The organism is Fibrobacter sp. UWOV1 (assembly GCF_900142495.1).
In the GTDB taxonomy this organism is placed as follows: Bacteria; Fibrobacterota; Fibrobacteria; order Fibrobacterales; family Fibrobacteraceae; genus Fibrobacter.
Window position 1 is genome coordinate 854,733 of record NZ_FRBA01000001.1, and the last position, 13,108, is coordinate 867,840.

At 52.4% G+C, this 13,108-nt stretch carries 13 protein-coding genes; 7 read left to right on the forward strand and 6 right to left on the reverse strand.

Annotated elements, in window-relative coordinates; all coding sequences use genetic code 11:
- Nucleotides 1-25: 25 nt before the first annotated feature.
- From hisH to xseB, 3 genes are read right to left on the reverse strand one after another with little or no spacing between them, the layout of a single operon-like run.
- Nucleotides 26-649, reverse strand: a complete 624-nt coding sequence (gene hisH / locus BUC02_RS03560; RefSeq protein ID WP_073318688.1) for an imidazole glycerol phosphate synthase subunit HisH — start codon at nucleotides 647-649, stop codon at nucleotides 26-28.
- Nucleotides 650-680: 31 nt separating this feature from the next.
- Nucleotides 681-1,481: an ATP-binding cassette domain-containing protein gene (locus BUC02_RS03565; protein WP_073318691.1), complete on the reverse strand. Its 801-nt coding sequence runs from the start codon at nucleotides 1,479-1,481 to the stop codon at nucleotides 681-683.
- A gap of 2 nt (nucleotides 1,482-1,483) precedes the next feature.
- Nucleotides 1,484-1,702, reverse strand: a complete 219-nt coding sequence (xseB, locus tag BUC02_RS03570; protein WP_073318946.1) for an exodeoxyribonuclease VII small subunit — start codon at nucleotides 1,700-1,702, stop codon at nucleotides 1,484-1,486.
- A 37-nt stretch (nucleotides 1,703-1,739) separates the two neighbouring features.
- On the opposite strand from xseB, the gene BUC02_RS03575 reads away from it, so the two are divergent.
- The 7 genes from BUC02_RS03575 to BUC02_RS03605 all read left to right on the forward strand — a co-directional run bounded on the left by BUC02_RS03575 (nucleotide 1,740) and on the right by BUC02_RS03605 (nucleotide 9,896).
- Entirely contained in the window at nucleotides 1,740-2,444 is a 705-nt protein-coding gene (locus tag BUC02_RS03575) for a hypothetical protein (RefSeq protein WP_139261001.1), read from the forward strand.
- Nucleotides 2,441-3,718: a hypothetical protein gene (locus tag BUC02_RS03580; protein ID WP_073318698.1), complete on the forward strand. Its 1,278-nt coding sequence runs from the start codon at nucleotides 2,441-2,443 to the stop codon at nucleotides 3,716-3,718. Before BUC02_RS03575 ends, BUC02_RS03580 begins: the two co-directional genes overlap by 4 nt.
- The gene (locus tag BUC02_RS03585) at nucleotides 3,711-5,081 is read left to right on the forward strand and encodes a hypothetical protein (RefSeq protein WP_073318701.1); all 1,371 of its coding nucleotides are present in this window, start codon (nucleotides 3,711-3,713) and stop codon (nucleotides 5,079-5,081) included. The genes BUC02_RS03580 and BUC02_RS03585 overlap by 8 nt, the downstream gene beginning before the upstream one ends.
- Nucleotides 5,082-5,699, forward strand: a complete 618-nt coding sequence (locus BUC02_RS03590; protein WP_088656407.1) for a hypothetical protein — start codon at nucleotides 5,082-5,084, stop codon at nucleotides 5,697-5,699.
- A 6-nt stretch (nucleotides 5,700-5,705) separates the two neighbouring features.
- Complete coding sequence (locus tag BUC02_RS03595; RefSeq protein ID WP_139261002.1) at nucleotides 5,706-7,313, forward strand: peptidase associated/transthyretin-like domain-containing protein; 1,608 nt, start codon at nucleotides 5,706-5,708, stop codon at nucleotides 7,311-7,313.
- Nucleotides 7,314-7,395: 82 nt separating this feature from the next.
- Nucleotides 7,396-9,054: a tetratricopeptide repeat protein gene (locus BUC02_RS03600; protein WP_073318706.1), complete on the forward strand. Its 1,659-nt coding sequence runs from the start codon at nucleotides 7,396-7,398 to the stop codon at nucleotides 9,052-9,054.
- Nucleotides 9,055-9,164: 110 nt separating this feature from the next.
- The gene (locus tag BUC02_RS03605) at nucleotides 9,165-9,896 is read left to right on the forward strand and encodes a DedA family protein (RefSeq protein ID WP_073318708.1); all 732 of its coding nucleotides are present in this window, start codon (nucleotides 9,165-9,167) and stop codon (nucleotides 9,894-9,896) included.
- A 205-nt stretch (nucleotides 9,897-10,101) separates the two neighbouring features.
- Here the strand turns inward: BUC02_RS03605 and BUC02_RS03610 are convergent, their stop codons facing one another.
- The 3 genes from BUC02_RS03610 to BUC02_RS03620 form a co-directional block, all read right to left on the reverse strand.
- Nucleotides 10,102-11,364 carry a hypothetical protein gene (locus tag BUC02_RS03610; RefSeq protein ID WP_073318710.1) on the reverse strand — a complete coding sequence of 421 codons (1,263 nt, stop codon included), beginning with the start codon at nucleotides 11,362-11,364 and terminating at the stop codon, nucleotides 10,102-10,104.
- A 162-nt stretch (nucleotides 11,365-11,526) separates the two neighbouring features.
- Entirely contained in the window at nucleotides 11,527-12,312 is a 786-nt protein-coding gene (locus tag BUC02_RS03615) for an ABC transporter ATP-binding protein (protein ID WP_073318712.1), read from the reverse strand.
- A 9-nt stretch (nucleotides 12,313-12,321) separates the two neighbouring features.
- Nucleotides 12,322-13,104, reverse strand: coding sequence for an MlaE family ABC transporter permease (locus tag BUC02_RS03620; RefSeq protein WP_073318714.1), 783 nt, complete (start codon nucleotides 13,102-13,104; stop codon nucleotides 12,322-12,324).
- Nucleotides 13,105-13,108 lie beyond the last annotated feature (4 nt).

A 13,108-nucleotide genomic window follows, 5' to 3' on the forward strand; every position in this document is an offset into this window, starting at 1 on the left:
CAATTACGGGGACAATATAGTAATACTAGACTTTCCAATCGCAGAAATTCTTGAGCATGGCAAGGCCCACGTCTCCGCTCTTTTCCTGGTGGAACTGGGTTGCAATCAAGTTGTCCTTGCCCACCATTCCCTGGAATGTCTGCGAACCGTAAGTCGTTTCGGCGAAAGCGTATTCGGCGCTCACCACCGGATGGTACGAATGCACGTAATAGAAATCGCTTCCGCTCTTGATACCCTTCATAATCGGGTGTTCACGCGTAAAGTTCACCTGGTTCCAGCCCATGTGCGGAATCTTGAGGCCCGGTTCATCCTTGAATCGCACTGCCTTGCCGGGAATAAGGCCCAAAGTCTTGACTCCACCGTCTTCTTCGCTTTCTTCGAGAATAATCTGACAGCCAATGCATATACCGAGTACCGGATTTCCGGCCTTGACGACAGCCTTGATGGCCTCCCCGATACCCGTGCGGGTCAGAGTTTCCATGGCAGAAGCAGCAGCTCCTACGCCCGGGAAAATCAGGCGGGTCGCCTTCGCAATTTCTTCGGCATCGCGGCTAGACTTCGCCTCTGCGCCAATGTGGGCAAGAGCATTCATCACCGAAGTCAAGTTGCCGGCATTGTAATCTACTACGATAATCGGATTCGCGGACATAAAACCTCTTTTTCGCACGCAAAGATAGAAATTACCTGTCGCGGCGAATGGTCGGGACGCTCGCCAGCAGTTTTTTCGTGTATTCATGTTGTGGATCAGTGAGCACAGAATCGGCCGCACCACGTTCCACCACGTGCCCAAAGTACATGACCAAGACCTCGTCGCTCAGAGCGCGGACAACCTGCATGTCGTGACTGATAAACACAATCGAAAGCCCGAATTCGCCCCGCAAGTCGTCGAGCAAATGCAGAATCTGCGCCTGCACCGATACATCCAGAGCGCTGGTGACTTCGTCGCACAAAAGAATCTTGGGCTTGACCATCAGGCTGCGGGCAATGCAGAGGCGCTGCCGCTGGCCCCCCGAGAATTCGTGGGGGAACTTTTGGAGAGCCTCTTTCGGTAACGACACGCGCTCCAAAAGTTCTCTTGCACGCGCCTCGGCGTCAAGCACCTTCACTCCGCGTGCAACCAGCGGCGCCGTCAGAATTTCAGACACCGTCTGGCGCGGATTCAGGCTGCTGAACGGGTCCTGGAAAATCATCTGTACCAAGTCCGAGACCCGCTTTCCGGAAGCAGTCCGGCCCTTTACCACTTTTTCGCCAAAAAGCTTGAATTCGCCACTGTCCATGGGGACAAGCCCCACCAGCGACTTCACCAGAGTCGACTTTCCGCAGCCCGACTCCCCCACAATCGAAAGAATTTGCCCGGCCTGCACCGAAAACGACACGTTTTCGACCGCCGTAAAGTACTTCTGGACCTTGCCGAGCACTCCGCCGCGAATCGGGAACTTTACTGTAAGCCCCGAAACTTCCATTGCAGGAACATCTGCCATCCTTACGCCCCGGTTTCAGTCTCGCCGTCGAGCCCCGAAAGGGCTTCTTGCACGTTCTTTTCGGTCGCGAGCAAAATCTGGCGGCATTTGCGCAACAAATCCGTCGCTTCCTGTACCGCTCCGGCCAATTCGTCGATTTCCATCTCGGAGTTGTCTATTCGCTCCAGGATATTCTCCAAACGCTCCATTGCGGTTTTATATTCAAAGTTTTCGGTACTCATGTTTACGAATATAGTTATCTTTAACAAGGTGAGTTTATTGAGTAAGAACAATCAGTGTCTTTTGGCCATCAGCCTTGCACTTGCGGCAGGAGCCCTTTTTTCTGCATGCCTGGATGTTCCTCACGCTCCAAACGACACCCAAAAAATTTCGGAAGTGAGCGTCTTCGCAAGGCAATTCGACGAAGCAATCGAAGAGCCCATCAAAATCAACTCCAACGAGCAAGCCGAACTGATTGCCGAAGTCACCCCCGGCAAGTACAAGAATAGAATCAAGTACTACTGGTACAACGGCGACGAAATCCTGGACAGCGGCGCGACCTACACCATCAGCACCACTTACATGGCATCCAGTTTCTTGTCGCGTAATTTCATTCCCGACCGGCTTCTCATTAAAGACAACGAGGGCAACACGCTCGAAACCACCTTCTCCGTAAACGTCAACAACCCGCCGCAGATTCTAGCCGAAACGATTCCGGCCAATGGCGACACGCTTTACGGCAACAGCCACACACCGTTCCTGTTTTCTTGGCAATCCTTTGACCGCGACGGCAGTAAAGGGCTAGAAAACGTCCTGGAAATTGATGGCGTCCAATACAAGGTGGGAGAACTGCAACAAGTCATGCAGTCCGGTTTTAGCGAAGGCCGCCACACCTTCCGCATTCTGGTCACAGATTCCTTGGGCGACAAGGATTCTACCGACAAGCAGGAATTTTTCGTCTTTGGCACCCCGGAGGCAAAATGAAGCGTCTTGCCGCCCTGGGTTTACTGATTCTCTCGTTTGTTGCCTGTACCGACTCTGACGACTACCTGTTCAACGGGCAGCCCGTTCAGGACATAAAAGTATCCGCAACCATTTCCAAGTCTTTCGACGTCGATGCCGTAAAGGCAAAATCCGACACGGTCCAGCCGGGCGACTCGCTCATCTTCTTGACGACGGTTTACCCGTCTAAGTCCATTCGCAACAAGCAGTACTACTGGACCATCGACGGCAATTCCTTTGCAAGCGAATACAGTTTCAAGAAAAGCATCGAAACGCCCGGCGAACACAAGGTAGCCTTCGTCTTTGTCGACTTTTTCGGCGACACCTTGAGCGACACGCTTTCTATAACCGTCGCCTCGCCCCCGTCCATAGACACAGAGCATTTCATTCCGGCAAACAAGACCCAGAACATCGCCGCCGACACCGCAGTCAATTTCGCCTGGAACCTTTACGACCCGGATTCCCTTTGGGATATCTATTCGCATTTTATCTTGATGGACAACGAAAAGAACGTCCTTGTAGACACTATCCTGAATCAGGCTTACTTTACGTATCTCAAGGGACTTTCGCCCTTGCAGAAATACACCTGGACCGTGACCGCCTACAACGAATTCAACCAAAAATCCAACGAAGTCCTTTTGTCGTCGTTCTACACCAACGGGCTTAACGGCGAAAACGCAATTTCTGGGACAATCACCACAAGCACCGAGTTCGGGACCTTCGAATTCAAGGTTAGCCTTCTCGATCAAGCCCATGACACGATCAAGACCCTGACTACCTCCAAGCTGCACGACGTCGATTTTGCCATCAAGCCCTTATCGGAGGGCGACTACCGCATCGTCGTCTCGGTCAACCAGGAAAGCGACTTTACGGCACAATCCATTCCGTTCCACTTGGGCGCAAACCAGATTCTGGAACTCGACACCATTGTCCTGAACGACGATATTCCGCCGCGAATTTCAACCTTCAGGAACCGCGACACAATCAACATTATCGACACGCTGCGATTCTTCATCGAAGACCTCGGCGGCGACATTCCGACATCGAAAATCCACATCTTCTACGAAAACGACTACCTCTACGATTTCAAGCTTTCTAACGACACGCTCTATGTCCCGTTTACCAAGGAAGCCGCGATGCAGAGCTGGTCTTACAAGCCGATAACAGTCGTCGTCTTTGACGCCAGCTACAACAGGAGTAAAAGGACATTCTACCTCCGCCCCAATGCGACATTCCCGGAGGTATTCAGTGAATAAGCTCTTGAACATTTGGCTTTTGGCCGCAGTCTTTGCGTTGGTCGCCTGCGGAGACGAGCACCTCGTCGACAAGGATTCCAACGTCCTCAGGCAATTCGCCTTTGCCGGCCCCGACGGATACAACACGGAAATTGCCAACCGTTTCGCCCCCCTGGAAGATGTTTTCGTGGAGCAGGGGCAAACGCTCCGGTTCTACGCCGGCTATTCCATAGGCGGGCTCATTTACACCGACGAAACATTGCAACCCTATTACAACGGGATCCTCTGGAAAATCGGCGAAAGCACCTTCAACCTGAATTCCTTCCGTTACACCTTCAATGAGCCCGGAGTCATGGACGGTTCACTCGAAACCACCGACACCTACGGCGACACCTTGCGTTCCACCTTCAAGATTTACGTGAACACGCCCAACTCCATTTCCCTGGATTTCCCGTACAATGGCTACAACCAGGCCGAACCTACCGACGACCAGTCCTTACCGCTCCGCTGGACGGTTTCGGGAATCGACCCGTGGGAAACTTCCCGTTGCGAAGTTTACCTGTCTTACGATCCGGATTCCGTTTGGATTTCTCCGCTCGGAGCCATCGACTGCAATTCCGAAGGGACCTTGATGGGTTCTCTCGTCGAAGATTTCGACTCCGTCGCCCAGAAAGCTATTGACCTGAACGACAGTTCCTTCACGCTGTATTGGGGCACCAAGATGCTGGTTACCAGCGTAAGCGGACGCCAGTACCGCGACTCCACCGAGATTTTCCATTTCTCGACAAAGATTCTGAACGAGACTTCGACCATCAAGATTCCGCTGGTTTACGACCGCTACCGCGACAATTCCATTTTGCAGACGGTCGCCTACTTGATCGCCAACAACGGCGACACGCTCGAAACACTCACGGGCGACCGGATTTCGAACACGCTGGTCGCCAAGGTCAAGCCGCAGCTTGGGCTCAAGGTTCTAGTGAAAGAAACTTACCGCAGGGAATACGCGAGCGAAAGCCTTATCGTAGACGTGCCCGCCTACACCGTACTCACGACTGACACCATTGTACTCAAGGACAACGTCGCGCCGCAAATTTCCTCTTACCACGACACTATCGGCGCCGCCGAAGATGTCGAATTCCTGCTTTTTGACGACGGCTCCGGCATCAACGAATCTAGGCTTTCGGTCATTGTGGATTTCGACACGATTCAGCCCACCTATTCCAATCCGGTGCTGTCGTTCCACACCCGCTGTTTCGGCAGGTGCAAAATTGAATTTCTGGGCGAAGACAACGCCCGCAACAAGGTCTCCGATGTCCACTGGTACATCGAGAACATGTCCAGCTACCGGGTGATTACGGGACCGTTCCCGAACAGGGAGTACTAAATGAACAAGATACTCATGATACTCCTCTGTTCCCTGATGGGCTACGCCTTTGCAGAATCCAAGGTCCTGCATGTTTCGACCATTCCGAGCAACGCCGACATTTACATCGACGAAGTGAGCCCCGACCATTCCAGGGAACCGGCTTACGTGTCGCCGGCATTCATCGACGTAAACGATTCGCTCGCCTCCGACGTTCTGATATCCTTGTTCAACCCGGGATTTACGGACACCACGATTCGAGTGAGACTTTCTGCCAAGGACACCTCGTTCATTATCGTTTCGCAGCAGCCGATTCTCGACGAAGGATTTCTGCAAGCCCAGCAGTCCGACATATCCAAGCGCAAGCGCAGAGTGCTAGGCAAGGACCTCATGAAGCTTTCGCTCGTTCCCTTTGCCTTGGGCCTTTTGTCTGGTGCCATTACCTATTACGAAATCAGCAAGGCCGACGACAGCAAAAAGGCCATCAAGAACTCTTCTATCGAATCAGACCGCAACCAAGACGCCCGCGACGAATTCAGGAGTTACCAGCGCAAGGCAAGAACCGCGAAGGGCTTTACCTACGCCTCGTTTATCACAGGTGTCTCATTACTTTCTATTGGATTCATTTTTTCATTCTAGGGCTTTATGAAAAAGATTCTACTGACATTTGCACTCTTTTGGGTGAGCGTCATTTGGGCCGAAGAAGGAATCCCAAGCCACGTAGAACTCGTGACCGGCGCCAAGCAGGACGCCCAATTCCTGGGTGTCAAGAACGACACCGTGAGCCTCGGCGGAACCATCCAGGGCAAGTTCACTGTCATCCGCATTCACAAGGACCGCTTCAAGAGCATTGTCGACGACCAAGGCAACGACCTCTTGAATCAGCCCCAGGCCGCCCCCGCGGAGGCAAGCGCCCCAGATTCCGCCGCACAGGAGCCCGCCATCCAGGATTCCTCCATTCAAGATACGGTCGCCCTGGATTCAACCCTTCAAGATTCCACGCAGGCAGATTCTCTCACTGTCGAGCATTCTATCGAGACTCCAGTCGAAGGCCTGCATATCTTTGTTTCGTTCGAACGCCGCAATTCCGAATCGGCACTTGCCGAACAACTGGAGAACTTGATCATCCGCTTGCTCAAGGAATCCGGAACGCCAGCCATCTTTGTCAACCGCCAGGAATTCGACTTCTGCAATGACGCTGTCTGCATCAAGGATTTCTTGAAAAAGCACGGAGCGGCGTCAGCCTATATCGGACGGATTACCTCGGCGAGAACCCCGGACTCGGTCATGGTCCAGATGTCGCATTTCCAGTTTAGCGATTCGGCCAAGACCGACTACGTCGCCCAAACAAGCTTGTCTGCAATCAAGTCCATGAGCGATGCCCTTTCTAAAGACAAGCTCCGCGGATTCGTGCTCCAGCTCCAAGGCGAAAAGGTCCCTATTCAAAACGTCCCCGTGCAGCATGCGGCAAACAACAAGAGCTACCTGCATGTCGAAACCAACCCCGAAGGTGCAAACATCATGACTCGCGGGAACGACGACATTTGCAAGAGCCCCTGCACATTCATTATTGACGATTCCAGCAAAACCGAAGTCTACGCCTACTGGAGTGTAGACCGCCAGATGTGGGGCGCAAAGGCCGCCATCAAGCCGATTCCGGGCGACACCGCAAAGATTTCGCTGAAGCTCAAGCGCGTAAAACCCGAGCTTCTGATCCACACCATTCCCGAAGGCGCATCGATCTTTGGCGGCACAACACCTGTAACCAAGAAAACGAAACCTATCGGTTCTACGCCGAACAAGTACTCCATTTACGAACCCGGACTTTCGACCTTCCAGATCCGCAAAATCGGCTACCGCGATACCGTACTGACTGTGTTCACCCCGCCCACCGAACTGACCAATGTCGAAATCAACCTCACACCGATTTCTGACAAGCAGGAACTCGTGGCGCAGCAGGAATGGCAGCATGAACGCAAGAAGGACTTTATCGGACGCACGCTGATGGGTTCGTCCGTTGCCCCGATCCTTTTGGGCACGCTCTTTATTTACCTTGCAAACATCGATTACGAAGATGCTGACAAGATAAAGCAGGAACTGGACCGCCCCGCCGCCGGTGGCGAAAACTTCCAGGCCAGGGCCGCCGAAAACAAGGATTTGGTCGACAAGGGCGACAAGAAAATGACTGTCGGAGGCGCCTTGCTAGGTACCGGAATCGTCCTATTGGGCGTCGGATTCGTTTTAACCTTCTAAAAAGAGCGAAAAATCATTAAAAAAAGCTTAATATTTATTTTTTCTGTCACTCAATCCCAAAGTAAAAATTAAATTTAGACTGATGCGTAAACTGTTACTTGCACTGACTTTATTAGCTGCGGCTTCTCAGGCCGCCGATTTTGAAAGAATCAACTGGCGTCACCAGCTGTACCTGCAGGGTGAACCTGCATTCCTGAACTTCAAGGCCGACAAAAACAAGACCTTGCTCGACGATGGTATCGACACCAAGCTTCTCACGATTCCGGCCTCGGTCGGTTTCCTGTGGTCGCCGCTGATTACTCCGTTTTGGAAAGCGGACATTCCGTTCACCCTTTGGCTCGGTGCCGAAGTCAATTCCATTCAGCTTGGAACGATTGAAGACAGCCCGAAGTACACCTTCAAGGACGAAGAAACCGGTAAAGTAAACAAGAAGAGCCCGCACAACGACGAAGAACTCTGGTTCCTCGCTTACGCTCCGTCCGTGCTTGCCGGTTTCACCTTTAACCTGGGTGGCGACTTCGACCTGCGCGTGCTCGGCGGCTTTGGCTTCCAGTTCTTCTCTTTCTACGACGACTATGCCGGCAACACCAAGTCCCATACCGAAATGCTCAAGACAGGCTTTGTGTCCAGCGCCTTGGAATACCGCATTGGCGAACTCTTCCAGGATGTCGACTTCAAGATCGGCATCAATGTCCGCAAGGAATTCCTCCCGTACGAAAATGTCAAGGCTCGCGACAAGGACAACAACCCGAGCCCCTCGCCGTACTCCGACCTCAAGTTCGACAAGATCGAATACAAGTGGCCCGTTCGCGTAGGCTTGGAAATTTCGCTTGACTTCGGTCGTGAAAGCCGCCGTGACCGCCGTATGCGCTACAACCTGCATGACCGCGACGACGTGCTGCGCAAGTACAGCGAAGTCAAGGACACGCTTAGCGATTGGGACTGCATGGCCATTGAACGCGACTACCGCTTCTACCTCGACGAAAACGGTGAACTCCCCGACATGAGCGAAGCCTACACCCGTACGCAGTTCGCCGACGTGCTTGAAAGCTTCCTCGCCTTCTGCCACCCGGCAGACCTCGCCACCAAGGAAAAACTCTACTCCACGCTCGACAGCGGCAAGGTGCAGATCAAGGAATACCAGGCCAAGCAGGAAGATTCTCGTTTCGACCAGGTCATGGCAAGCAACGATCCCGAAATGCTCGAAATGTTCTTGCTGTACTACCCCGACTCTCCGCGTAGAGCCGAAGTCGAAGCCAAGCTCCGCTCTCTCAGCGAATACGACAAGTTCCGCGCCATCCAGGCCCAGAACACCTTCAAGGCTTACCTCACTTACCTGAACGACAATCCGAACGGTGCTTTCCGCGACGAAGCCGAAGCCGGAATCTTTGAACTGGTGAAGGCCGGCAACCGTCTCAAGGACTACGAAATCTACCTGAAGCGCTTCCCGAACGGCAAGTACGTCGAAGAAGCCAAGGCAGCATTGCAGCAGGCCAAGAACGGCGGCGCCGCTCCGGCAGCCGAAGAACAGTCTATCATTGAATACCAGACTGGCGAAAGCTACAGCGAACCGGAACAGCCGGCCGAAGAAGAAGCTGTCGAAGAAGAACAGCCTGCCGTTCAGCACAACAACAGCGCAGCCGCAAACAAGAGAGCCGCCAAGATGGAAGCCAAGAAGAAGGCTAGACAGAAGCAGCTCGAAGCCAAGAAGGCTCGCGCCGCCAAGAAGAAAAAGAGATAATCTCTTTTGACTGATTTTTAAAAGTCCAGACAGCGTCTGGACTTTTTTGTTTATCGACATTCCCCTCCTATGTCACCCCGGCCCCTTTCCCAAATTCTATATTTGCCCCTATGAATAAAAAACTCCTAGCTCTCGCAATTATTACTTTGTTTGCAACTGTGGCATTTGCCGCCCCCGACGCAGCCGCCGATTCTATCGCGCAGGCGGCCCCAGCCGCCAAGTCCGCCGGACTCTACACGCAAATTATCGATTGGTACAACGCACACCTGAATTACTGGTCCATCGCGCTCCTGATGGCCGTCGAAAGTTCCTTCATTCCGTTCCCGTCGGAACTGGTAGTGCCGCCGGCCGCCTACAAGGCCTTGCAACCCGGGTCCGGCCTGAACATAGCCCTGATCGTAGTTGCCGCAAGCATCGGCGCACTCGTGGGCGCCTACATCAACTATTTCTTGGCCAAGTTCCTGGGCCGTCCGATTATCTACAAGTTTGCCGACAGCCGCCTGGGGCATTTCTTGCTGCTCGACACGCAGAAACTCGAAAAGGCCGAGAACTATTTCCGCGAACACGGCGCCATCTCTACCTTCGTGGGCCGCCTGATTACCGTAATCCGCCAGCTGATTTCGATTCCGGCCGGCATCGCCAACATGAAGCTGTTGCCCTTTACGGTTTACACCTTCTTGGGAGCCACCATCTGGAACTGCGTGCTGGCCGGCCTCGGCTACCTCGCCCACGGCCAGAAGGATATTATCGAGAAGTACAATTCCGAGCTCGCTATTGCGCTCCTCGCCTTTGGCGCCCTATTCATTGGCTACATGGTCTGGAACGCGGTCAAGAAGAAGTAGGAAGTTGGAAGTAGGAAGTTGGAAGTAGGAAGTTGGAAGTAGGAAGTTGGAAGCAGGAAGTTGGCTATGGGCTGAGACAGGATCTAACCGGAAAGAAAATGAGGCGTCCTTTTAGGACGTCTCTTTTTTCGTAGGCATAAAACGTAGGCAACAAAAAAGCTCCCCGAAGGGAGCCTTTCTTAATCAATTCGATATATCTTAGCGACTACTGGATACCGCAGGTTGCGGGATAATCCAGAGTAACAGACAGCGAAGTACCACTCTTCAATTGAGTCTTCGTCAACTTCAGAGCGACATAGTCTCCACCACCAAGGGATTCCTCATTCACAGTAATAGTCAAGGCTCCCGTCGGAGAATCAGAACGTTCAACCTTACAGAAGAAGGTATTGTTATAGCCGTCTGCAGCCAACACAACCAGCGAAGAGCCTGCGGGCAACTTAATGGTACCCGCGTCGTTAGGAGCCTTAATCGTATATTCAGCGCCTTCAGTAACCTTAACAGGATCGCAAGCCACGTCAATCACCGTATTGTCAGCATTTCCAACCTTGAGGGTCGGAGCGTACGACTGGGCTTCAGCAGTAAATGTCTTGGTGAAGGAAGTTTCACCTGCGGTGCCTTCCCATGTATAAGAGATGATGTCAGATGCAGACGTACAACCAGCTACGGACCAAGTCACGTCAGGCGTCGCAGTGAAGTCAACAGAACCAGTCACACCAACAGGCGCACACTTACAACCCGTAATCGGGTCGCCGTTCACCTGGAGCTTAGAGCACTGAATCGTTTCAGAAGCGCCATCACCCATCATGGTCACGGTCAAAGAAGCACCTACAGCACCGGATGCGCTATATGTAATGTCGCCAGTCGTAGCACCAGTACCCGTAGCCGGAGTACCGCCCTCGAAAGTCCAGTCAAACTGGGCCTTGGCGAAATCAGCGGGCCTGTAAGTCGAATTGTTCATGTTTGCAGAGAACTTCCACTTGACCTTACCGCCCTTGCTGATAGGCGTAGAGGCCGGAGCACAAGAACCGAGGCCAGTCACCGGGACAACGATTTCTCCACCAGCAGAGGACGTCGGCTCCGGGTTATCGATAATCTGCATGGAAGAAGAAGACGGCTTGGTCACGATGTTGAAATCGCCACGAGAAGAGGACGACATCGTGGGGTTCGTGATTGGGCCCTGATTTTCTTCGGAGGAAGAGGATTCGGGAACATCTACCGGTTCCGTACCTTCGAGGTAACTCTGATACTGGGTGTAGCAACCCATGTCTTCTTTACAAGTGTTCTTGGCGTTATCCCTCAGGGTCTTAATTTCCGGGCTAGCGCCGCCAGTCGTCGGATCCAAGGGATACTGCATCGAAATAACGTTATCCATTTCGGTCATTTCATTGATGGTGCCTTCACCACAGGCCCAGAAGCCTGCACTGACCGCAGTCACCATAGAAATACCTACGAATAGTTTCTTATTCATAATAAAACCTCTTTGTCGGAAAAATACATTTTTAAAAATCAAAACGCTATAGGCGTGCTAAATTTCGTGCAGAAAAGCACATATTTTTTGCATACATTCGCCATGACCATTTGACAAACGTAAAGTCAAATTTACAATAAAATCGAGTTCAACTTAAAGTGGTTATTCTTCGTCCACCGAAATCCTGCGCTGGCCCGTAATAAACTGGTGTACGTAAGGATTACTGGTGTTCTTGATTTCGTCAACTGTGCCCACTTCGATAATACGACCATTATACAGCATGGCAATTCGGTCGGCCACCTTGAAAGCACTCACCATGTCGTGAGTCACCACCACGGACGTCACGCCAAGCTTGCTCTGCATATCGAGAATCAAGTCGTTGATCACGTCGCTGGTAATGGGGTCCAAACCCGTAGTCGGTTCGTCGTACAAAAGGATTTCCGGGTTCAAGGCGATGGCTCGGGCAAGGGCCACACGCTTGCGCATACCGCCCGAAAGTTCAGACGGCATCTTGGTACGGAATTCCGGCACCAAGTTGATCATCTTGAGCTTTTCAGTCACCACGTCCTGAATTTCTTTTTCGCTCATTTCAGGGTGATGTTCGCGCAAGGCAAACGCAATATTTTCGCCCGTGTCCATGGAGTCAAAAAGGGCACCCATCTGGAACAGCATGCCCATCTTGCGGCGAATCGTGTGCGTGTCGAAGAACTTGGGCGTACTGATAGTCACGCCGTCCACAGTCACTTCGCCGCCATCGGGCTGCAAAAGCCCAATCATGTGTTTTAGAATCACGGACTTTCCGCCACCGGACTTTCCGATAATCACCATCGTCTCGCCACGGCGAATATCCAGGTTCACGTCGCAAAGAACGTCCTGCGGACCAAAGGACTTCTTTAATCCCTTAAGACGGATGGCGATATCGTTCGGGTCTATTTTTACGTTTGGCATAGTGACACCTTAGAAGAATAGGATAGCGTCCAAAACAAAGTCTGCAATCAAAATCATGAGGCAGCTTGAAACCACCACGCTCATGGTCGCAATTCCGACACCGCGGGCACCCGGCTTGGCATTAACGCCATGGTAGTAACCCAGCAAGAAAATCAAGGTTCCAAAGACAAAGGACTTGAGCGTACCCGACCACAAATCCATGGGATCAAACAGGTACTGCATACCGGTCACGTAAGTATAGGTAGTAATGTCGAGGCCGAGCACGCAAACAATCCAGCCACCGATAATACCCAGCGCATTCGAAATAACGGTAAGGCAAGGCACCATGGTAAAGAAGGCCACAAAGCGCGGCATCGCCAAATAGCGGTACGGGTCAAGGCCCAGCACCGTGTAGGCGGCCAGTTCCTCTTTTTCTTTCATGGAGCCCAGTTCTGCAGCGACGGCAGAGCCCACGCGGCCCGAAAGCACAATCGCCGTCAGCAGGGGGCCAAGCTCGATCAGGATCATTTTACAGGCAGCCGTACCCACGAACTTGTCGGCCACCAGGTTATGGAATTCGAATTCTGCCTGCACCGTGGCCACCATGCCCGTAAAAATAGACGTCACGAACAAAAGCGGAAGCGACGACACGCCAATCGAAATCATCTGCTTTACGATGAGCACCGGATTCTTGTGGATAAAACGCAACTGCTTGAGCGTGTTCAAAAAAATGCAGACCACTTCGCCAATAGCCGAAATACCGGTTACGATAACCTCGCCAATCCAGAGAAATGGAGCTATCAGAATCTGCATCTAG

Coding starts and splice junctions, on each gene's coding strand:
- BUC02_RS03590 (WP_088656407.1), top strand. CDS start 5,082: ATGAACAAGATACTCATGATACTCCTCTGTTCCCTGATGGGCTACGCC.
- BUC02_RS03565 (WP_073318691.1), bottom strand. CDS start 1,481: ATGGCAGATGTTCCTGCAATGGAAGTTTCGGGGCTTACAGTAAAGTTC.
- BUC02_RS03595 (WP_139261002.1), top strand. CDS start 5,706: ATGAAAAAGATTCTACTGACATTTGCACTCTTTTGGGTGAGCGTCATT.
- BUC02_RS03620 (WP_073318714.1), bottom strand. CDS start 13,104: ATGCAGATTCTGATAGCTCCATTTCTCTGGATTGGCGAGGTTATCGTA.
- xseB (WP_073318946.1), bottom strand. CDS start 1,702: ATGAGTACCGAAAACTTTGAATATAAAACCGCAATGGAGCGTTTGGAG.
- BUC02_RS03580 (WP_073318698.1), top strand. CDS start 2,441: ATGAAGCGTCTTGCCGCCCTGGGTTTACTGATTCTCTCGTTTGTTGCC.
- BUC02_RS03610 (WP_073318710.1), bottom strand. CDS start 11,364: ATGAATAAGAAACTATTCGTAGGTATTTCTATGGTGACTGCGGTCAGT.
- BUC02_RS03615 (WP_073318712.1), bottom strand. CDS start 12,312: ATGCCAAACGTAAAAATAGACCCGAACGATATCGCCATCCGTCTTAAG.
- BUC02_RS03605 (WP_073318708.1), top strand. CDS start 9,165: ATGAATAAAAAACTCCTAGCTCTCGCAATTATTACTTTGTTTGCAACT.
- hisH (WP_073318688.1), bottom strand. CDS start 649: ATGTCCGCGAATCCGATTATCGTAGTAGATTACAATGCCGGCAACTTG.
- BUC02_RS03600 (WP_073318706.1), top strand. CDS start 7,396: ATGCGTAAACTGTTACTTGCACTGACTTTATTAGCTGCGGCTTCTCAG.